The following is a 20,456-nucleotide window of genomic DNA, read 5'->3' on the forward strand; positions in this document are numbered from 1 at the left end:
CCATGGCTATTAATGCATACGTTGGCCTGCAAGGCTCCGGCAAAAGCTTCGAGGTAGTGTCATCGGTGATTCTTGATGCGGTAGCACATGGCCGTCGTGTTGTTACCAATGTTGCGGGTATCAGTGAAGACCTCATTCATGAATTCCTGGTCAATAAGCGAGACGTGCCAATCGATAAGCTGGGCAAGATTATTCATGTTGAAAATGATCGTGTCATGCAACCTGAGTTCTTCCCTGACGAAGAAAAACCAGAATTGTCGTCTGTCGTCAAAGGCGGCGATCTGGTGGCCATTGATGAAGCCTGGCGCTTTTGGGGAACTGACAGCGGCAGGCTCAGTCACGAGCATATGCAATTCTTCCGTATGCATCGTCACTACGTGCATCCTGATACTGCGGTTGCTTGTGATGTGGTCCTGATGACGCAAGACATTACCGGCCTGCATAGGTCAGTGAAAAACGTCATTGAATTCGCCTTCAAAATGCACAAGCATAAATCTTTAGGTTTTTCAAAATTGTATCGGGTAGAGATTTACGAGGGATGGAAACTCAATAGAAAAACGCGCATCGATGACCGTCAGAAAAAATATGATGCCGATATTTTCCCGCTTTACCAGAGCTATTCTGGTGGTCAAGGCATGGAAAAATCCATCGATAAACGGCAAAACATTTTAGCCAATAAGACCCTATGGATTTATGCCGCTGGTGTAGTAATTTTTGGCTGTATCGGTGCGGCCAGCGTGTGGCGTTTCTTTCATCCTCCTGGTGTTGATGGTCCGATTAAAAATGGTCCATCTGCACAGGCAACTAATCCTCCAGCCACAAATTCAAAAGATGTCATCAAGCCATCGAATGGCACAGTATCTGGCAGCAAAGGTACGTTTTCCGAAAATTGGCGAATCGTTGGCCAGTTGGAAAATGGAAACATTCGTTGGATCGTTTTATCAAATCAAGTTGGTCGCGTGCGTATTGAATCCCCTTCGATGTTTCATGGAACCGGTGCTGCCATCATTGGTGAGATTGACGGCGAAAACACAACTCGATGGTCTGGTCTGGCCGATAAATCTTTTGTGCAAGCTCCATCACAGGCGCCAAAATGAAGTCATTGATAGTAATAACCTTGATCGCCGCTTCAAGTCTAGCTCATGCCAATGATGCTAAATTCAAACCAGGTATAAAGTTGCCTGAAGTATCAAAGACCGTCGTCCTTGATGCTGGTGTGAAATTTGATTTCCAATCCATCAGCGTTTCCCAGGTCATCGGTTTGGTCTACATGGAGGCATTTAAGCAAGCCTATGTTATTGATCCAGTCGTGCTAAGAGATGATCGCCTGGTATCGTTCCGCTTCGATGCCAGCAAGGGTGATTTAAGAGCATTTTGGCTTACCTTCCTTGATTCACTCGATTTCAAAATTGAGACCAGGGCTGGCGTTGACTACTTGACTGTCAAAAAGCCTCTTGAAGACAAACAACCGGCCTTAGATTTTTATGTGTACCGCCCACAGTATCGCCAAGTGTCTTATCTCGTGGGCTTGCTCACTCCCTTATTCACTACTGGTGGCTTTACCGTCAATCGTGCGGTGAAGGCTCCAGCCGGTGCGAAATCTTCTGCAAATAACGCTCCTTCAGGTTCTGCTGCTGCCACCATTGACCAGGATAGCGATACGTTGGTGTTTCAGGGAACCCCAGAGGAATTGATCAAACTCAAGAAGGTATTGCCACTGGTCGACGTGCCAGCTGGTGAGGTGATTGTTAAAGCCATCGTGTACGAGGTCACGACAGGCAACACTGATGGATCTGCTTTTGCGCTCGCGTTGAATGTTCTGGGTGGTAAATTTGGGATCACTATTGCAGGTGCAACTCAGCTGGCCAATTCAGTGTCAATCAGATCCACCAGTATTGAATCTGCATTTTCTGCGCTGACAGGAGATAACCGGTTCAAGGCTATATCCAAGCCACATCTACGTGTCAAATCGGGCGCTCAGGCACATCTGACAGTCGGGCAGGATGTTCCTACGCTTGGCGCTGTTTCCTATCCACAAGGTGGAGGCCAGCCCGTCCAATCAGTCGAATATCGATCTTCTGGTGTGATATTGAACGTGTCGCCGGTTGTCCGTGAATCTTCGGTTGATTTGACCATTGAGCAGCAGATAAGTGACTTTGCAAAGACTGAAACCGGTGTAAATAACTCGCCTACCTTGACCAAACGTCAGCTTTCGACCTCCGTAAGCGTTACTGATGGTGAGCTTGTTTTAATTGGCGGGCTGACCCAGGAAAAAACCACTGATAGTCATTCCGGCTTGTCGTTCCTGCCAGCCCTTTTACATTCTAAAAGCAATGCTGTTTCCAGTACGGAATTGCTTTTGGTGCTGCAAATTTCTCGAATCGGTGCGGATTACTGACATGGCGCAAAGAACAGGAATTTCATTTATCTGGCAGGCGTTGCGCGACGTGTTTTTATGCGAGTCAATCGGCCTTAAAACAACGCACCAGGTTCTACTTAAACATGGAGCGGTCGGACGGCATTATCGTCCGATGATTGTGGTAGCTGCCGGGTCGGTAGACCTTCGCGTAGCGAACAGCGTATCCCACAATCAAGCATGTTTAAGCGCGGGGAATGTGCACACTATCGGGTCTTATGTGTTTGTCCTTGGGGTAGGTGCAGCAAGTCGCGCAACGCCCGCAGCGGCAGCGAGGACGGAAGCGCGCGTAGCGCGCCTAAACTTGTATAAGGGACACTTAACGGAAACAGCAGAATACGCCGCGAGGCAAAGGGGCAGGAAGTAGGTTTTTAAGAAAGAGATTTTGATTTAAAAAGAAAAAGAGACGCAACACCTGCCAGTGTTCGCCTCCGTGATTGACGCATTTACCTTGGAGCTGCATCAATGTTTAGCAATATAGATGATTCATTAAGTTCTTTCAACAATTTCGAGTTTGACGAATGCCGTCCAGCAACTGACGATGAAACAGCAAATTGGTTGCTGGATGATGGACCGGTACTGAAAACCACATGGATGGTATATGACAGGCAATTTGCAGATGGTCAACGGGAAATCTGCGCTTCGCGCTCTGTGCGTATCAAACAAACTGGCCCGCTGCCGCTTCAGAACCGGTCTAAGCGCGGCGCTTCGGAAAAGAGAGAGCAGAACGACGAGGACAGCGCAAAACGCGCTAAACAGGCTGTAAGGCTGCGATGCAAGGCAATTGCCGTGGACAGGATGCTCACTCTGACTTATCGAGAGAATATGCAAGATACTGATCGATTGAAAAAAGACTGGGATTCATTCCGCAGGCGTATGGGTAAGCATAAGCAATTTCACTATGTCGCGACAGTCGAGAGGCAAGAGCGAGGGGCATTTCATATCCATGTTGCCGTTCATGGCCGCCAGGTTTATCAGTTGATTCGCTCTATCTGGCAAAAAATTGTCGGTTTGACTGAAGATGGAAAGCAAGCCGGGCAGATTAATGTCCGTGATCCACATAAATTTGGTTTTGGAAAAAATGGCGCACATCGCCTCGCCGGTTACATCAGCAAGTACATCTCCAAAGACCAGGACACGCACGATTTAAACAAAAAACGCTATTGGTCTTCACGCGGCATTGTTGTGCCGGAAAAGAACTATTACCAGTTGCCTTACGGTGTGGATGCATTTGCGGCGTTTTCTCACGTCATGCAATTGGCAGCAGACCATAACAGCGATGGAATGACCTTCTTCTCAAATCAGGCTCTCGGAGTCTGCTGGGTTGCAACTGCCCCTTGTACTTAAGGGAATGGACGGTGAAAAACTATGTTTTTGACAGATGAAGAACTGAGAGAGTTGACCGGCTATACCTATAGATCGAGGCAAATTTTGTGGTTAAAAAAGAACAACTGGAAATTCGAAGTTAGTGCTCAGCTACGGCCTAAAGTTGCACGAAGCTATTTTGAAATCAGGCTTGGTGGCGCTTCAAATTTTTTACCATCCACTTCAGTACAGGAAAGTCCACGCCCAAATTTCGGCGCACTTTCGCAAATTTTACGTAGATAGGTTTTATGGGTAGAAAGCGTCAAAGTCATCACAATTTACCACCGCGCATGAGTATAAAAAGCGGATGGTATTACCATGTTGCTGGAGGATTGCCCAGGAAATGGACACCGTTAGGCAACGACATAAATGAGGCTCGAAGAAAGTGGGCTGAATTAGAAGATGTGCAGGCAAAGCCAGATGACAAGACTTTTCATGTAATAGGGCAGCGCTACATGAAAGACATACTACCTACTTTGAAAGCGCATACGCAGAGAGATTACTGCCAGTATTTCAAGTTGCTTGATGCAGTATTTGGGGAGTTACCCATTGATAGCATTCGCCCATTTGATGTAGCAGAGTATGTCCGCCTAAGAGGTGAAACATCAAAGGTACGTGCAAATCGTGAGAAAGCGTTTTTTAGCACTTTGTATAATCATGCCAGGACATGGGGGTACACTGACGCGACGAATCCATGCATTGGCGTTAAAGGTTTCAAAGAAAAGGCGCGTGACAGATATGTGGCGGATGATGAATATGCGGCGGTCTGGGCTGTCGCACATCCGACAGTGCAAGACGCTATGGATTTGGCTTTGTGTACTGGCCAGCGCCCTGCAGACGTCCTAAAAATTACTGTTGCTGACATTTCAGATGGCAAGTTATCCATCAAGCAAAATAAGACTGGTAAAAAATTGAGAATTGCCATTGAAGGCGAGCTAGCTGATGTTATAGCCCGCATCATGGCCAAGCCGCGTGACAGGGTGAACAAGGCACTCTTACAAGATCCAGATGGACAGCGCCTGACATATTCTGCGATGCGTTCAAGGTTTGATAAGGCCAGGGAACAATCGGGTGTGAATTTTCAGTTTCGCGACTTACGCGCAAAAGCGGCTACCGACACTGAAGACTTGGCGCATGCTCAGAGTTTGCTTGGTCATAAGAATAGAGCTACCACAGAAATTTATACACGTGACCGGAAAGGTGACCTGGTCAAGCCTTTGAATCGTATTGTCCCAGCAAAATAATGGCCTATTGATTATTGAGAAGTTTGCGGTCATATTGTCATATTTGAATCTATAATCTTTATTGATTCACTGAGGAAAGGGGTAGAGCATGGCTAGTCCAGATCAATTTTTTTTAGACATACTCAAAGTATTGATTGGTACATTCTCTGGCGCTTTTTTAGCTTTCTTTGCTAACTGGCTTTTGCGCCAGAGTCAGAGAGAGGACGATCAAATAGCGGCGGGAAATCTCGCAATCTCTGTTATGGGCAGAATGGTAAATGCCTTCCTGATTTATAAGAAAGGGGTGATTGAAATTAGGACGCAGACTATGAGCGCTAACCCAAACCTTCCAGGTTGGATGCAGATGCTTCCGATTCTGCATGAGTTTGATGAGTCACTTGTTATTGATATGCAGTCTTTAACTTTTTTGTTCCGTCCTGGGAGTGTGGACGTTATGAATCATATTCTCATAGCTCAAGGCAAATACAGAAATTTGGTGTATTTACATAAGCAACACTTTAAAGACATGCAGGAGTTGCAAAGAATTCTCTCTGAGCTGCAAGGTGATGATCAATATGGCCCTATCAATTGGAATTTTACAGTAAAGAAAATTCCTCCCCATTTGGCAGCACGAATTGAATCTGTCAGTACGGCTTTGCAGCAGTCACTAAACGAGGACGAAAATACAATGATTGAGGCGCTTAAAGCATTGGAAAAAACGCTTGCTTCTAACCTGGGGAAAGATCGCACAATTAGAATTTCTCTTCCTCCGCAGCTAATATCGACAAAATTAGTTGATGAGCCTACGCAGCCTTCTTAAGTGAATAGCTCGCAAGTGAAGGGAAATTGTAGAATGAGGCTTGTTTTTGTAGAATGAGTAGGGTAATGTAAAAAGGGCTTACATCGCTGTAAGCCCTTCTTTTTACTACATATTCCTTGGTGGCCCGGGGCGGAATCGAACCACCGACACAAGGATTTTCAATCCTCTGCTCTACCGACTGAGCTACCAGGCCAAGACCAAGAATTATAGAGATGAAATGGGTGGATTGCAAGCTTTTTCTGATAAAAGCTTTGCTTCTCTCTATGACAGGGCTTTGATTTGGCTCATCTGGCAGGTGGGTGGGCTTACCGTATAATGGGGTGATTATCGGGTTTTGGTGATGGGCTTATGTCAACTCAGATTTACGACACAGATATTTGCATCGTCGGTAGCGGCGCGGTGGGTAAGGCGGCGGCACTGGGGTTTGCGCAGGCGGGCTTGCGGGTTAGTTTGTTGAGTGCGGGTGGTGCGCCGGCGTTGGCGGCACCTGCGGTACCTGTAGTGCCGGTGCCTGCAGACTGGGATGTGCGTGTGTATGCGCTGAACCACGTCGCCTATGATTTGCTGACTTCATTAAAAGTGTGGGATGCGCTGGATTCGTCGCGGGTGGCGCCTGTGACTGCCATGCAGGTGCATGGCGGTGCTGAGGTGGATGCCGGCAAGCTGGGTTTTGATGCCTATGGCGCGCATGCGAATGAGTTGGCATGGATAGTTGAAGACAAGAATTTGAACCAGGCGCTGGATACGGCTTTGCGCTTTGCCCAAAATCTGACGCAGGTACAGGGGCGTGCAAAACAATTGGTGCAGGAAGCGGATAGCGCACAGATTGTGCTGGAAGATGGCAGTATCTTGCGTGCGGCCTTGATGGTCGGGGCGGATGGTGCGCAGTCCTGGGTGCGTGGGGCTTGCGACATCGGGCTGGATTACCGCTCCTATAATCAGCAGGGTGTGGTGACCAATTTTGAATGTGAAAAGCCGCATCATGGCGTCGCGCGCCAATGGTTTGTGCAAGAGCAGGGCATTATCGCCCTGCTGCCATTGCCAGGCAATCGTGTTTCGCTGGTGTGGTCGGCCCCCGATGCACTGGCGCAGACTTTGATGAGCGAGCCATTGTCAGCCTTGATTGAACGCCTGATGCCGTATTGCGCCGAGGCGCTTGGCGCTTTGCGCCCGGTTTTGCCAGAGGCGATACGGGCCTTTCCTTTGAAGCTGATACGACCACACAGTGCGATTGCACAGCGTGTGGCATTGATCGGTGATGCCGCCCATGTGGTGCACCCGCTGGCAGGTCACGGTATGAACCTGGGTTTTGCTGATGTACGCGATTTGCTGAAGACCATCAAAGAACGCGAAACCCATCGTGATTGCGGTGATGCCCGCTTGCTGGAACGTTATCAGCGTGCACGCAAGGAAGAAGTGTTATTGATGCAATTGACGACAGATGGCCTGGCGCGCCTGTTTGAGTCTGATCTGACGCCATTGCGGTTGATACGTGATTTTGGATTGAACTTGCTGGACAAACTGCCGGTCATAAAAGGCAAGCTGATCGCCCACGCCATGGGCAAATGAATACTTGAATGCCTGAATGCAGGTGTGTGCAAGCTCGCATACAATAGTGATTATTGAGAATGGCCTTCGTTGGCAGACCATGAATTGAAAGATAGATAGTGATGAATATATTAAAACAAGCCCTGTTGACGTTGGCATTTGGTATTGCCGGGCTGGCCAATGCTGCAACAGAAACCGCAGTGGAAGCCAGTGTGCGCAAACTGGTAGAGCCGCGCCTGGGTGAAGGTGTGAAGGTGGATTCTGTCGTCAAGACACCGTATGCTGGCATGTATGAAGTGCGTATCGGGTCCGAGATTATCTATACCGATGAAAAAGCCCAGTACCTGTTTATTGGCAATGTGCTGGATTCCAAGAGTGGCACCAACTACACCAAGCAACGCACGGATGATTTGAGCAAGATAAAGTTTTCTGATCTGCCGCTGGAATCTGCCCTGAAAATGGTCAAGGGCGATGGCAAGCGCGTGATAGCGGTGTTTGAAGACCCTAATTGCGGCTATTGCAAACAGTTCCGCAAGACCCTGACGAACATGGATAACGTGACGGTGTATACCTTCATGTATAACATTTTGGCGGATGATTCCAAGGTCAAGTCAAAAAATATCTGGTGTTCTGCTGACCGCAACAAGGCTTGGGATGAATGGATGTTGCATGGCAAAGCTGCGCCAGAAGCAGCGGCTAACTGCAATACGCCACATGAAAAGATTTATGCTCTGGGCCAAAAATTGCGTGTGACGGGTACCCCATCGGTATTCTTTGTGGACGGCACCCGTGTACCTGGCGCGATGGATGTCAAAGTCCTGGAAGCCCGCATGGCTGCTGCTTCTACTGCTATGGCAGCGCCTAAGCCAAATTAATTGGCGCTGCTTAGCACACATTCATCTACACATGTCGTCGCCCGCTCACTGGACAGGAATCTTGCTGGCCGCAGGGCGTGGGCGGCGGTTTGATGCCAGCGGTGTCGAAAACAAACTATTGCAAACGCTGGACAATGGCCAGACCGTGGCCAGCCAAAGCGCGCTGAACCTATTGGCTGCCATGCCACAGGTCGTAGCTGTGCTGCGTCCGGGCAGTGACATCCTGGCTGGTCAACTACAGGCCCTGGGTGTGCAATGCGTGTTTTGTGATGATGCCGATGCTGGTATGGCCCATTCGCTGCAAGCGGCATTACGTGCCAGTGCCGACAGTGCCGGTTGGCTGATTGCCCTGGCGGATATGCCTTTTGTACAGCCGGATACCCTACAAAAACTATGGCAGGCTTTGCAAAACGGCAAAGACATGGTGGCCCCGGTGCATGCTGGCCGCAGAGGCAACCCGGTCGGCTTCTCCAGAAAATACTTGCCGCAGCTATTGGCCCTGCAGGGTGATACTGGCGCCCGCCAATTGTTGCAAACACCTGATCTGCATCAGATTGAGGTGGCCGATGCCGGTATTCACCACGATATTGACTTACCGCAGGACTTGCTTACTCCGCGCCTGTAGTCCTTTGTGCTGCAATGGTCTGGTTTTAATCTGGTGCACGGGTCTTTATGACTGTATCCACATATTGATGCAAATAAAATATCTCAATACGCATGGATATGACAAAATGCGCATCGTTTTGCCACAATGTTTTACCTTTGCGCCAGGATTTGCCGGAGTGAAATCCTTACCTGATATATCTATACGGCCTATTTAGCCCTAGAATAGCGTTTTTCTTCGACTTGATTTAATGCGGGGCAGTCATGCGGCAGCCCAACTCTATGAATAATCTCAATCAGAAACTGGTGATACGTCTGGGTTTTTTAGGTCTGGTGCCTTTTGTCTTGCTGACTTTGGCATGCTGGATTGTGCATCCCGACTGGTTGGGTTACTTCATCAAGGCGCAGTTATATTACGGCATTGTGATTTTGTCTTTTCTCGGTGGCTTGCACTGGGGCGTGACTATCATGGCTGGCGGCAGTGATCATGAAGAAACCAAAAAAGCATTGATCTGGGGTGTGATTCCTACCCTGATTGCCTGGTGTTCAATGATAAACATGCTGTTTGGCTTTGTGGTGCTGGTGGCAGGTTTTATCGCTGCTTATGTCATCGACAAGCGTCTGTACCAGAGTTATGGCGTGCCGCAATGGTTTATTGACCTGCGTTTGCAACTGACCCGTGTGGTCGTTGGCGCACAGATATTTACCTTTATTGCCGCGAATGTGCGTAGCTATTAAGTGGGTAAATAAGTTAGTAAATAAGTTGGCAAATCAGTCCTCAATAAATCAGCAAACCAATTAATAAGATTCGGAAAGATCGTTCAGAATGAAAAAAACGATAACTACAAAGAAGCAAGGGACAATCACCACCGCATCAGCGCATGGCTTGCTGTATTCCATCGTGCCCAAGGACCTGGCGGGGCATCTGTACCAGGTTACGCTGGATATTGCTGCACCAGACGTGGCCGGGCAAGTGTTCAGCCTGCCGGTATGGATACCGGGCAGCTACATGGTGCGCGAATTTTCTCGCAACATCGTACAGATCAAGGCCAGTTCTGACGGCAAAAAAATCGCGCTGAAAAAACTGAATAAAAATACCTGGCAGGCTGCCCCCTGCAAGGCAGCGTTGCGCATCACTTATGAAGTGTATGCCTGGGATCTGTCGGTACGTGCGGCGCACCTGGATCAAAGCCATGGCTTCTTCAACGGCACCAGTGTCTTTTTGTGTGTGCATGGGCAGGAAATGAGCCCGCATGTGGTGGATATTCAGCGCGCTGATCTGGATGCCTGCAAGACCTGGCGTGTCGCCACCTCTTTGCCTGAGCTGAAAGCAAAACGCTATGGCTTTGGTACCTATGTGGCTGCCAATTATGATGCGCTGATTGATCATCCGGTTGAGATGGGTGATTTTGCCATGGCTACGTTTGAAGCACATGGCGTGCCGCATGATTTTGTGGTGACCGGCAAAGTACCAAATATGGATATGGATCGCATCATTGCTGATGTGAAAAAAATCTGCGAAACCCAGATTGCCCTGTTTGAACCGCGTACCAAAAAAGCCCCGATGGACCGCTATGTGTTCATGACCATGGTCGTTGGTGAAGGTTACGGTGGCCTGGAACATCGCGCATCAACTGCGCTGATTTGCAACCGCAGCGATTTGCCGCTCAAGCATCAGACAGAAATGACAGATGCTTATCGCGGTTTCCTGGGGCTGTGCAGCCACGAATATTTCCATACCTGGAACGTGAAGCGCATCAAACCTGCTGCTTTTGCCCATTATGATTTGCAGCAGGAAAATTACACCAGCCTGTTGTGGCTGTTTGAAGGTTTCACCAGCTATTACGATGATTTGATGCTGGTGCGTGCCGGTGTGATTGATGAGGCAGCGTATCTGAAGTTGATCACCAAAACCATCAACATGGTGACACGTGGCAGCGGTCGTCTGAAACAAAGCGTGGCGGAATCGAGCTTTGATGCCTGGACCAAGTATTATCGTCAGGATGAAAATTCCCCGAACGCCATCGTCAGTTATTACACCAAAGGTTCACTGGTGGGCCTGGGGCTGGATTTGACGATACGTGCAGAAAGCGCCGGCAAGAAATCGCTGGATGATGTCATGCGCGTGTTGTGGCAAAAATTTGGTCGTGATTTTTATGAGCGCGTGCTGACCGGCAAGCAACAAGGGCTGGCTGAAAATGAATTTGAAGGACTGGTCGAAACCACCACCGGTGTGAATGTACGCCGCTTCCTTGACAAGCATGTACGCGGTACGGAAGATGTGCCGCTGGCTACCCTATATGCTGACTTTGCCGTGCTGGCCAATGATGGCAAGGCAAACAAAAAAGCCAGCCTGGGTGTACGCGTGGTACGTGACGGTAATGACTGCAAGATCGCCAATGCCTACGAGGGTCGCGCTGCCCATCTGGCTGGTTTGTCAGCCAATGATGTATTGATGGCGATTAATGGGCTGAGAGTGACTGCAGCGGATGCGGTGGACAGCCTGACAACTGCATTGGGCCGTTATCGCGTCGGAGAAACGGTGCAGATTCATGCCTTCCGTCGTGATGAACTGTTGACCGTACAAGCTAAATTGCAGGTAGATGATGTACCGGCGCTGTCGTTGTCGATACAGGCGCCTGCCAAAGGCGGCAGTTTTGTCAGGCCTAGTTTTCAAAAGCCCGGTAAACGATAAGCGCTGAATGGCTCCCAATGCAAACCGCAATGCAGAATGTCTGCATTGCGGTTTTTTTATTTCATGATGACGTATTGCCAGCGGTTGCCGCTATGCGGTCAAGCGTCGTCATGGCGTCAGCCGGCAAGTTGATTTCTGCGGCTGCCAGGTTTTCCCGCAGATGCGCGATGGATGAGGTGCCAGGAATCAGAAGGATGCCGCAGCAACCAGGCGGGCGCCACCTGCATGGGCGCGGCACCAAGACCAGCAGCCGCACCCGACAAGACGGACGACTGCAGCGGGTTGAACCCACCCAGCGTGAAAAATGGCACATAGGCGATGCCTGCACCGGCATCATCTATCTTTTTGAGGACTGGTTGCGCCCGCATCTTGACAGCGGCGCGCTGGAACCTGTGCTCGAACCCTGGTGGCAGTGCTTTCAGGGCCCGTTCCTCTACTATCCGGGGCGCCGACTCATACCCGCAGCACTCAAGGCTTTCATCGATTTCATCAAGGCGTCGACTGATCCTGCCTTCCCTCACATGGCGACCAGCCCGCCTGAGCGGCCTTGAGCGTTATAGTGCTGCGAGTTCCGTTGTGGAAAACATCGGGGCGCGTCACCGTCTTATGGCAAAAACCGTAAAGCTGAACTTTCTGGCGTATGATTTGGTCATAGACATCATCACTTCCGCTCATCGCCTGCATGACCGCATCGCACTTTTACCTGTTGAAACCGGGTTGGCAAAAGCCTGTTTATTTGACAGGCATCATGCTCTTGCATGTGCTGTTGCTGCTGCTTGTACGCCAGGCCCTGCAAAGAAATGCGGGGCAGCAAGAAATTTACAAGTATCTGGATGTCAGTTTTGTGGCAGCTATACCCAGGGCCCAGGTTGGTGCGCCACAAGCTCCCACGTCTGCGGCCTTGCCGAAGCCCATCGTGCAACTGCCGCATCAATTGCGCGACAACAGAACCCGGGCATCTGCAGTTGCACCAGCTATGAGCAATCAGGTCAGCGAACATGAGGCGTCAAGCGCGACAACATCATCGTTACATGATGGCATCGCACTGGACCTGAATGGTTTGCGAAAAGCCGCATTGGCAGAGGACAAAAAATACAGACGGACCGAGGTCAACCGTGTGCCAATACCAGCAACTGCTGAATTAAAATTTGAAGAGAAATTTGGCAGGGATGTGCAGGACGCCAGACGGAAGGATTGCCTGAATGCCTATTCAAACGGAGCGCGCGTAGGCAATGTCGCGCTGGCAGGTTTACTGGTCGCCGGAGTGATTGTGGCAGATACGGTGACAGGTAAGGGTTGCAAGTGGTGAGTGTGTATTGTCAGCGCAGGTATAGAAAGTTTGTTCAGTAAATGACAGGTGTTTTGATTAACCGAGTCCCTTCCTCTGAAGGGGGAACTCGGTAGTCAGCAAATCAGCCAAACACCTTCGCCAGTTCCGCCCCGGGGTTCTCTGCCCGCATGAAAGCTTCGCCGACCAGAAAGCCATGCACGTTCGCTTCACGCATGCGGGTGACATCAGTTGCAGACATGATGCCGGATTCGGTAATCACCAGTTTGTCTGGTGTGATACGTGGCAGCAAACCTATTGTCGTATCCAGCGATACTTCAAACGTGCGCAGGTTGCGGTTATTGATGCCCAGCATGGCTGTGTTGAGTTTCAAGGCGGCTTCCAGTTCTTCACCATTGTGCACTTCCACCAGCACACCCATGCCCAGTTCATGCGCGCAGGCCTCCAGTTCTGCCATCAAGCCATGGTCGAGTGCGGCGACGATCAGCAGTATGCAATCTGCACCCCAATGCCTGGCTTGATAAACCTGGTAAGGATCGATCATAAAATCCTTGCGCAGTGCTGGCAAGGTGCAGGCTGCACGTGCCTGTTGCAGGTATTCAGGTGCACCCTGGAAGAATTGTACGTCAGTCAGCACCGACAAACAGGCAGCTCCATGTTCAGCATAGCTTTGCGCAATGTCTGCCGGTCGAAAATCGGCACGCAACACGCCTTTTGAAGGGGAGGCTTTTTTTACTTCAGCAATCACTGCTGCCTTGCCTGCGCTAATCTTGCCGCGCAAGCTGGCTTCAAAATCACGCAGGTCCGCACGCGCTTCTTTGTTCGATTCAACTTCAGCACGCAGGCTGGCAAAGGATTGGTATTTCCTGGCGGCCGTCACTTCATCGGCTTTGACGGCCAGGATTTTATTCAAAATATCGGACATAGCTTACTTCCCTAATTGCTGGGTGATTTCAATAAACTGTTCCAGCTTGGCCTTGGCTGTGCCGGATGCAATCGCAGCTTGTGCCAGCTTGACACCTTCTGCAATCGAGGCCGCGATGCCTGCACCGTACAAGGCCGCACCCGCATTCAGGGCGACGATGTCGTTAGCCGCACCGGCTACATTGTTCATCACGTCGAGTATCTTCGCTTTTGATTCATCCGCACCCGATACACGCAGATTACGATTGGACACCATCTGTAAGCCAAAGTCTTCGGGGTGGATATCGTATTCACGAATTTCACCATTCACCAGTTCACCCACCATGGTCGGCGCACCGAGCGAGACTTCATCCATATTGTCACGCCCCCAGACCACCAGCGCATGTTGCGCCCCCAGGCGTTGCAAGACACGTATTTGTATACCCACCAGATCAGGGTGGAACACACCCATCAGAATATTCGGCGCACCAGCCGGGTTGGTCAATGGCCCCAGGATATTGAAGATGGTTCGCACACCCAGTTCACGACGTACCGGTGCGGCATGCTTCATCGCCGCATGATGATTGGGCGCAAACATGAAACCTATGCCGGTTTGTGCTATTGACTGGGCAATCTGTTCCGGCTTGAGATTGATATTCACACCCAGTGACTCTAATACGTCAGCACTGCCTGAGGATGAAGATACACTGCGGCCACCATGCTTGGCGACGCGCGCACCGGCAGCGGCAGTGACAAACATCGACGCAGTAGAAATATTAAAGGTATGCGCGCCATCACCGCCTGTACCGACGATGTCTATCATGTTGGTCGTATTCGCCAGCGGCACCTTGGTCGAAAATTCACGCATGACCTGGGCAGCAGCGGTGATTTCACCTACGCTTTCTTTCTTCACGCGCAAGCCCATGGTCAGTGCGGTAATCATGACTGGCGACATTTCGCCACCCATTAGTTTGCGGAACAGGAATAGCATTTCATCGTGGAAAATTTCACGGTGTTCAATCAGGCGTGTCAGTGCTTCTTGTTGAGAGATGGTCATGATGCTGTTCCAGTCAAAAAGTTTTTCAGCAGGGCGTGGCCATGCTCGGACAAGATGGATTCGGGGTGGAATTGCACGCCTTCCAGATTAAAGGTTTTATGGCGTACCCCCATGATTTCACCATCATCTGTCCATGCCGTCACTTCCAGGCAATCCGGCAGGCTGGCGCGTTCTATCGCCAGGGAGTGATAACGGGTAATCGTGTAAGGACTTGGCAAATTCCTGAAGACACCAACGCCAGTGTGGGCAATGGCAGAAGTCTTGCCATGCATGACCTGTTTGGCGCGGATGACCTTGCCACCCAATGCTGCACCTATGGCCTGATGCCCGAGACAGACGCCCAGAATAGGTGTTTTTCCGGCAAAGCGCTCTATCACAGCGATTGAAATACCTGCTTCTGCCGGGGTACAAGGCCCGGGGGAAATGCAGATATGATCAGGCTTCAAGGCCTCGATTTCTGCAATCGTAATTTCATCATTACGATAAGTACGCACATCTTCACCCAGCTCGGCAAAATACTGCACCAGGTTGTAGGTGAAGGAATCGTAGTTGTCTATCATTAATAACATTTAAATCTCCCCATCCAGACCATCTTGCACTTGTTCTGCTGCACGCAATACTGCGCGCGCCTTGTTTTCGGTTTCTTGCCATTCCATTTCTGGCACTGAATCAGCCACCACGCCAGCGGCCGCTTGTACATACAGCATGCCATCCTTCAATACGCCAGTGCGTATGGCAATTGCCAGATCCATTTCACCGCCGAAGGACAGGTAGCCGCAGGCGCCGCCATAGATACCGCGTTTGACCGGTTCCAGTTCATCGATCAGTTCCATTGCCCTGACTTTTGGTGCGCCAGACAGGGTGCCCGCAGGGAAAGTGGCTTTCAATACATCCAGATTGGACAAGTCGGCTTGCAAGACACCTTCTACATTCGAGACGATGTGTTGTACGTGCGAGTATTTTTCGATCACCATCTGGTCAGTGACTTTGACTGTGCCGGTCTGGGCGATGCGGCCGATGTCATTGCGTGCCAGGTCGATCAGCATCACGTGTTCGGCGATTTCTTTCGGGTCGGCCAGCAATTCTTTCGCCAGTACGGCATCACGTTCTGGGGTGGAGCCACGTGGGCGGGTGCCAGCCAGCGGGCGTATGGTGACTTTCTTGCTGCCATCGTTCAGGCTTTCATTGCGCACCAAAATTTCTGGTGACGCACCGATGATTTGCATGTCGCCAAAATTATAAAAATACATATAGGGCGAAGGATTCAGCGAACGCAGGGCACGGTACAGTGAAAGCGGTGAATCCACATACGGCTTCTTGATGCGTTGACCAACCTGTACCTGCATCAGATCGCCGGCCATGATGTATTCCTTGGCTTTTTCGACCGCCTTCAGATAGTCTTCCTTGGCAAAGTCGCGTATTGATTCTGTGCGCACCGATGCGGATGTCACAGGGGCATCAACACTACGGCGCAGCATGGCGCGTAATTCTTTCAGGCGCTGGCGGGCTTTGGACCAGGCTTCAGGCTGGGTAGGGTCGGCATATACGATGAGGTAAAGCTTGCCGGATACATTGTCAATGACAGCCAGTTCTTCGGTGAGCAGTAACTGGATTTCCGGCAAGCCCAGATCATCTTTCGGCGCCTTGCCAGCCAGGCGTTTTTCTACATGGCGTACTGCATCGTAACCAAAATAACCGGCCAGGCCACCGCAAAAACGCGGCAGGCCGGGGCGCAGGGCAACCTTGAAACGGGACTGGAATTCAGCAATGAAATCCAGCGGATTCATGTCGCGGGTTTCTATGACCTGGCCATTTTTCAGGACTTCGACTTTCTCACCAAAGCTGCGCACCAGGGTGTTGGCGGGCAAGCCTATGAAAGAATAGCGGCCAAAGCGCTCGCCGCCCATTACCGATTCCAGCAAGAAGGTGTTCTTGCCGGCGTTCTGGGTTTGTGCGAGTTTTAAATACAACGTGAGCGGGGTTTCCAGATCGGCGAAGGCTTCCGCAATCATGGGGATACGGTTGTAGCCTTGCGCGGCCAACGATTTGAATTCGAGTTCGGTCATGGTTTTCTTTCAACCGTCTGCCTGCTCCTGAAACTGATGCACGCGTCTACAACAGCAACGCACGCAAATTCGCTCAAGACCAGAGTAAGGACGGATAAGACAGATTGATATAACAAGCAAGAAGATGTGCTTAGGATGTGCACAGCCACTCGCGGCATTCGTGGTTTAACAGAATTGCCAGCGTCGCCATAGCCAGGCCTCAAAAGTGCCTGGAGTGATCATGGAACGTTTGTTATCGGGAAACATTCGTTATGTGAATGGTTTGAAAGTCAATGAGAGTTTTTCGCTGACAGCAGTTGTGCTGCTACCAACAGGGTTTCGACTATACCATCACTTTGAATATTTTGTACAGCTTCGCCGTGGTTGTATCCATACGGCACCGTCAAGATAGGGCAAGCTGCGGCACGGGCAGCAATGGCATCATTGCTGGAATCCCCTATGGCCAGCACTTGCGCCGGTGGCAATCCCAAGGCCTTGCAGGCTTCTTGCATGGGTAAGGGATCAGGTTTCTTTTTTGCAAAGCTGTCACCGCCATAGACATGCTCGAAATAATGAAGTATTTCTTTCTTTTGCATCAATGGCAAGGCAAACGCCAGTGGCTTATTGGTGACACAGACCAGGCGCATACCCAGGTCACGCATGGCTTGCAAGCCTTCCTGTACTTTTGGGTAAAGCTGACTGTGGTCACCATTGATGGTCAGATAGTGGCGCTGGTAAGCAGCCAGCGCATCGTTAAAGTGTGATGCTACGCCATCGGCATCAAAATCTACGGACAACACTTTCTGGATGAGATTCTCAGAACCCTTGCCTACCATGGTCTTGATAACATCCAGCGTCAGCGGTGCCAGGGCAAAATCGCTACGCATGCGGTTGATGGCGACCAAAAAGTCTGGTGAGGTATCGATCATGGTGCCGTCGAGGTCGATGATGGCGGCTTTGATTTGGCTGAACATGGCGGGGCGGCGGTCTGATGAAGGCTTTTTGCCTGGTATGACGAAAAGCCTGAAGATGAAATAGGGATGAGATTAAACCTTGGCCAATTCGCTACGCATGGCATCAATGATGGCTTTGTAATCGGGTTTGCCAAAAATGGCAGAGCCGGCAACGAAGGTATCAGCACCGGCGCGGGCGATTTCTGCAATGTTTTCGATTTTGACGCCGCCGTCCACTTCCAGCATGATGTTGCGGCCAGATTCATCAATGATCTTGCGGGCTTGTGCGATCTTCTTCAACGTATGCGGGATAAAGGTCTGGCCACCGAAACCGGGGTTGATCGACATGATGAGGATGAGGTCAATTTTGTCGATGACGTTTTCCAGTACATTCAGTGGCGTGGCCGGGTTAAATACCAGGCCAGCCTTGCAGCCATGATCACGGATGGTTTGCAGGCTGCGATCTATGTGCTCCGACGCTTCCGGGTGGAAGCTGATGATATTCGCGCCGGCCCTGGCAAAGTCAGGGATGATGCGGTCCACTGGTTTTACCATCAGGTGTACATCAATCGGCACTTGCACGTGCGGGCGGATAGCTTCGCAAACCATGGGGCCTATGGTCAGGTTGGGTACATAATGATTGTCCATGACATCAAAATGGATCATGTCAGCGCCAGCGGCGACGACATTGCGGACTTCTTCTCCCAAGCGGGCGAAATCGGCAGACAATATACTGGGAGCAATGCGGAAAGTGGTCATGATGGAATCGCGCTTGAAAAAGATGTGCTATTTTACCTTGTGAGGGCAAGCGGCTGTTGCCCCGGTCTGGCACAATGACCACAATTCATCATGAAAGAAAATTATGGCAGCGTATGAAATGAGCGTATCTGTGGTCACGCAATATCTGAAAGACCAGTCTGACCCTGAGCAAAACAACTTTGTTTTCGCCTATACCATCACCATCAAAAATACCGGCACCGTGGCGGCACAGGTGATTTCCCGTCACTGGATCATCACGGACAGCAAAAACCATGTAGAAGAGGTCAAGGGCCTGGGAGTTGTCGGCCATCAACCTTTTCTGGCCCCGGGGCAGAGCTTTGAATACACCAGCGGCAGTTCGCTGAAAACCCCACAGGGCAGCATGAAGGGTATTTACTTCTGTGTGGCAGAAGACGCGCATCGCTTTGAAGCAGCTATCCCGGAATTTGTCTTATCTTTGCCGCGTACCCTGCATTAATCCAGCCGGCATTCACTTATTGCAGCTTGTCACTATCCGTGGTTTGTTCGACTGGCTTTTTATCTTCCTTGGGTGGTGTTTCTGGCGCACTGCCTTGAAACATCGTCCACCAGACGATAAAAATCAATATAAACATCGCAACGCCTGCTTCCAGCGCTAATAACCACATCGCATTTACCTCACTAAATAATTAGACGCATTGTACCTGCTTAACAGCAACCCTTTGCTTGCCGCATTACAATAGCTTCATCGGCAATCATGCTGCCTATCCGTACATAATATATATATCAGGAGCATCTATGACTTACGAATGTATTTTGACTGAAACCCGCGACAAGGTCGGTTTGATTACGCTGAATCGCCCGAAAGCGATGAATGCGCTGAACGATCAACTCATGGATGAGTTGGGGCTGGCACTCAAGGTTTTCGACAAGGATGAAAACATCCATTGCATTATCCTGACCGGCAGTGAAAAAGCCTTCGCCGCTGGTGCCGATATTGCCGCCATGGTGGGCTATAGCTTCATGGATGCCTATAAAGGTGATTACATCACCCGCAATTGGGAAACCATGCGCCAGATCCGCAAGCCTGTGATCGCTGCGGTTGCTGGCTATGCCCTGGGTGGCGGTTGCGAAGTCGCCATGATGTGCGATTTCATCATCGCTGCAGAGAATGCCAAGTTCGGCCAGCCAGAAATCAAGCTCGGTACTTTGCCCGGGGCTGGCGGCACACAGCGTTTGCCGCGCGCCATCTCCAAATCCAAAGCCATGGACATGTGCCTGACCGCACGCATGATGGACGTGGTCGAGGCGGAGCGTGCCGGCCTGGTATCTCGCGTCGTACCATTGGATAAGTTGATGGAAGAAGCTTTCTCTGCAGCGAATACCATCGCATCCATGTCCCTGCCCATCATCATGATGGCCAAGGAATCTGTGAATCGCGCTTATGAAACTACACTGTCAGAAGGCATACAGTACGAGCGTCGTTTGTTCCAGGCCAGCTTTGGTACGGAAGATCAGAAAGAAGGTATGCAGGCGTTTCTGGAGAAGCGTCCGGCGGTGTTTAAGAATAAGTGATTTTGTTTTCAGTCCCCATATATGGAGATGTTTCATATATAGCCGCGCCTCCGTAAATATAAGTCGCATCTGTATAGTTTGAAAAATTCCCATCCATGAGGCAATGCCAGCATGTTGCAAAGCCATGAAATCCCCTCCCTTTCAAGGGGAGGGTTAGGGTGGGGATGGGTTTCGGCCGATAAGCGAAATGCAATCAATATAGACACCCCTCGAATCGTCGTTCCTGCGCAGGCAGGGGCCGGCTAAATAATTTAAGCCAAAGGCTTGCAAAGTAGTGAGAGAGTTTGCTATAGTTCGCCTCCCGCTGAGAAGCGGGGCGAGAAGAGAAGCAAAGCCGGAGATTGAGCGGAAA

Annotated in this window: 21 protein-coding genes, 1 tRNA gene and 2 pseudogenes; 15 read left to right on the top strand and 9 right to left on the bottom strand. The window is 50.4% G+C overall.

The annotated features are described in order from the left end of the window. Positions 1–2: 2 nt before the first annotated feature. From ACO0K9_RS26860 to ACO0K9_RS26885, 6 genes are all read left to right on the top strand, one after another. Complete coding sequence (locus ACO0K9_RS26860) at positions 3–1,097, top strand: zonular occludens toxin domain-containing protein (protein WP_422990266.1); 1,095 nt, start codon at positions 3–5, stop codon at positions 1,095–1,097. After that, on the top strand, positions 1,094–2,398 hold the full coding sequence (locus tag ACO0K9_RS26865) for a type II secretion system protein GspD (RefSeq protein ID WP_422990268.1): 1,305 nt from the start codon (positions 1,094–1,096) through the stop codon (positions 2,396–2,398). The genes ACO0K9_RS26860 and ACO0K9_RS26865 overlap by 4 nt, the downstream gene beginning before the upstream one ends. 483 nt (positions 2,399–2,881) lie before the next feature. Then, positions 2,882–3,763, top strand: coding sequence for a rolling circle replication-associated protein (locus tag ACO0K9_RS26870; protein ID WP_422990270.1), 882 nt, complete (start codon positions 2,882–2,884; stop codon positions 3,761–3,763). Between the two features lie 21 nt (positions 3,764–3,784). Next, complete coding sequence (locus ACO0K9_RS26875; RefSeq protein WP_422990272.1) at positions 3,785–4,024, top strand: DUF4224 domain-containing protein; 240 nt, start codon at positions 3,785–3,787, stop codon at positions 4,022–4,024. Between the two features lie 47 nt (positions 4,025–4,071). Further along, entirely contained in the window at positions 4,072–5,025 is a 954-nt protein-coding gene (locus tag ACO0K9_RS26880; RefSeq protein ID WP_422990274.1) for a tyrosine-type recombinase/integrase, read from the top strand. 88 nt (positions 5,026–5,113) lie between these two features. Then, positions 5,114–5,824 carry a hypothetical protein gene (locus ACO0K9_RS26885; RefSeq protein ID WP_422990276.1) on the top strand — a complete coding sequence of 237 codons (711 nt, stop codon included), beginning with the start codon at positions 5,114–5,116 and terminating at the stop codon, positions 5,822–5,824. Positions 5,825–5,941: 117 nt separating this feature from the next. Here ACO0K9_RS26885 and ACO0K9_RS26890 read toward each other — a convergent pair. After that, a tRNA-Phe gene (locus ACO0K9_RS26890) sits at positions 5,942–6,017 on the bottom strand. A 155-nt stretch (positions 6,018–6,172) separates the two neighbouring features. Here ACO0K9_RS26890 and ACO0K9_RS26895 point away from each other — a divergent pair. The 5 genes from ACO0K9_RS26895 to ACO0K9_RS26915 all read left to right on the top strand — a co-directional run bounded on the left by ACO0K9_RS26895 (position 6,173) and on the right by ACO0K9_RS26915 (position 11,545). Continuing rightward, positions 6,173–7,393 (top strand): FAD-dependent monooxygenase, encoded by a 1,221-nt coding sequence (locus tag ACO0K9_RS26895; protein WP_422990277.1) that lies wholly within the window; start codon positions 6,173–6,175, stop codon positions 7,391–7,393. 101 nt (positions 7,394–7,494) lie between these two features. After that, on the top strand, positions 7,495–8,247 hold the full coding sequence (locus tag ACO0K9_RS26900; protein ID WP_422990279.1) for a DsbC family protein: 753 nt from the start codon (positions 7,495–7,497) through the stop codon (positions 8,245–8,247). A gap of 31 nt (positions 8,248–8,278) precedes the next feature. Further along, positions 8,279–8,872: a nucleotidyltransferase family protein gene (locus ACO0K9_RS26905; RefSeq protein WP_422990281.1), complete on the top strand. Its 594-nt coding sequence runs from the start codon at positions 8,279–8,281 to the stop codon at positions 8,870–8,872. A gap of 260 nt (positions 8,873–9,132) precedes the next feature. Further along, positions 9,133–9,588, top strand: coding sequence for a DUF3429 domain-containing protein (locus ACO0K9_RS26910; RefSeq protein ID WP_422990283.1), 456 nt, complete (start codon positions 9,133–9,135; stop codon positions 9,586–9,588). Between the two features lie 88 nt (positions 9,589–9,676). Beyond that, positions 9,677–11,545: a M61 family metallopeptidase gene (locus tag ACO0K9_RS26915; protein WP_422990285.1), complete on the top strand. Its 1,869-nt coding sequence runs from the start codon at positions 9,677–9,679 to the stop codon at positions 11,543–11,545. Positions 11,546–11,606: 61 nt separating this feature from the next. Here the strand turns inward: ACO0K9_RS26915 and ACO0K9_RS26920 are convergent. Further along, a pseudogene (locus ACO0K9_RS26920) lies at positions 11,607–11,868 on the bottom strand (aldo/keto reductase); the annotation flags it as partial. Positions 11,869–11,874: 6 nt separating this feature from the next. On the opposite strand from ACO0K9_RS26920, the pseudogene ACO0K9_RS26925 reads away from it, so the two are divergent. Together ACO0K9_RS26925 and ACO0K9_RS26930 are read left to right on the top strand one after the other, a co-directional pair. Further along, positions 11,875–12,096: pseudogene (locus ACO0K9_RS26925) on the top strand (LysR family transcriptional regulator); the annotation flags it as partial. Positions 12,097–12,227: 131 nt separating this feature from the next. Then, positions 12,228–12,854 (top strand): hypothetical protein, encoded by a 627-nt coding sequence (locus tag ACO0K9_RS26930; RefSeq protein ID WP_422990287.1) that lies wholly within the window; start codon positions 12,228–12,230, stop codon positions 12,852–12,854. 103 nt (positions 12,855–12,957) lie between these two features. Here the strand turns inward: ACO0K9_RS26930 and trpC are convergent, their stop codons facing one another. From trpC to rpe, 6 genes are all read right to left on the bottom strand, one after another. Next, a complete protein-coding gene (trpC, locus tag ACO0K9_RS26935) occupies positions 12,958–13,758 on the bottom strand; it encodes an indole-3-glycerol phosphate synthase TrpC (RefSeq protein WP_422990289.1) in 801 nt (266 codons plus the stop codon). A gap of 3 nt (positions 13,759–13,761) precedes the next feature. Next, complete coding sequence (gene trpD, locus ACO0K9_RS26940) at positions 13,762–14,793, bottom strand: anthranilate phosphoribosyltransferase (RefSeq protein WP_422990291.1); 1,032 nt, start codon at positions 14,791–14,793, stop codon at positions 13,762–13,764. After that, positions 14,790–15,362 (bottom strand): anthranilate synthase component II, encoded by a 573-nt coding sequence (locus ACO0K9_RS26945; RefSeq protein WP_422990293.1) that lies wholly within the window; start codon positions 15,360–15,362, stop codon positions 14,790–14,792. The genes trpD and ACO0K9_RS26945 overlap by 4 nt, the downstream gene beginning before the upstream one ends. After that, positions 15,363–16,859, bottom strand: a complete 1,497-nt coding sequence (gene trpE, locus ACO0K9_RS26950; protein WP_422990295.1) for an anthranilate synthase component I — start codon at positions 16,857–16,859, stop codon at positions 15,363–15,365. It lies immediately after the preceding gene. Positions 16,860–17,128: 269 nt separating this feature from the next. Further along, positions 17,129–17,812 (bottom strand): phosphoglycolate phosphatase, encoded by a 684-nt coding sequence (locus tag ACO0K9_RS26955; RefSeq protein WP_422990297.1) that lies wholly within the window; start codon positions 17,810–17,812, stop codon positions 17,129–17,131. A gap of 72 nt (positions 17,813–17,884) precedes the next feature. Beyond that, complete coding sequence (gene rpe / locus ACO0K9_RS26960; RefSeq protein ID WP_422990299.1) at positions 17,885–18,550, bottom strand: ribulose-phosphate 3-epimerase; 666 nt, start codon at positions 18,548–18,550, stop codon at positions 17,885–17,887. A gap of 103 nt (positions 18,551–18,653) precedes the next feature. Here rpe and apaG point away from each other — a divergent pair, with 103 nt between their 5' ends. Beyond that, the gene (apaG, locus tag ACO0K9_RS26965) at positions 18,654–19,028 is read left to right on the top strand and encodes a Co2+/Mg2+ efflux protein ApaG (RefSeq protein WP_422990301.1); all 375 of its coding nucleotides are present in this window, start codon (positions 18,654–18,656) and stop codon (positions 19,026–19,028) included. 16 nt (positions 19,029–19,044) lie between these two features. Here apaG and ACO0K9_RS26970 read toward each other — a convergent pair whose 3' ends face one another. Further along, positions 19,045–19,197: a hypothetical protein gene (locus tag ACO0K9_RS26970; protein WP_422990303.1), complete on the bottom strand. Its 153-nt coding sequence runs from the start codon at positions 19,195–19,197 to the stop codon at positions 19,045–19,047. A gap of 130 nt (positions 19,198–19,327) precedes the next feature. Between ACO0K9_RS26970 and ACO0K9_RS26975 the strand changes: the two genes are divergently transcribed. After that, positions 19,328–20,104, top strand: coding sequence for an enoyl-CoA hydratase (locus ACO0K9_RS26975; protein ID WP_422990305.1), 777 nt, complete (start codon positions 19,328–19,330; stop codon positions 20,102–20,104). Positions 20,105–20,456: the final 352 nt, after the last annotated feature.

Origin of the sequence: Undibacterium sp. Ji50W (assembly GCF_049340445.1) — a bacterium.
Taxonomy (GTDB): domain Bacteria; phylum Pseudomonadota; class Gammaproteobacteria; order Burkholderiales; family Burkholderiaceae_D; genus Undibacterium.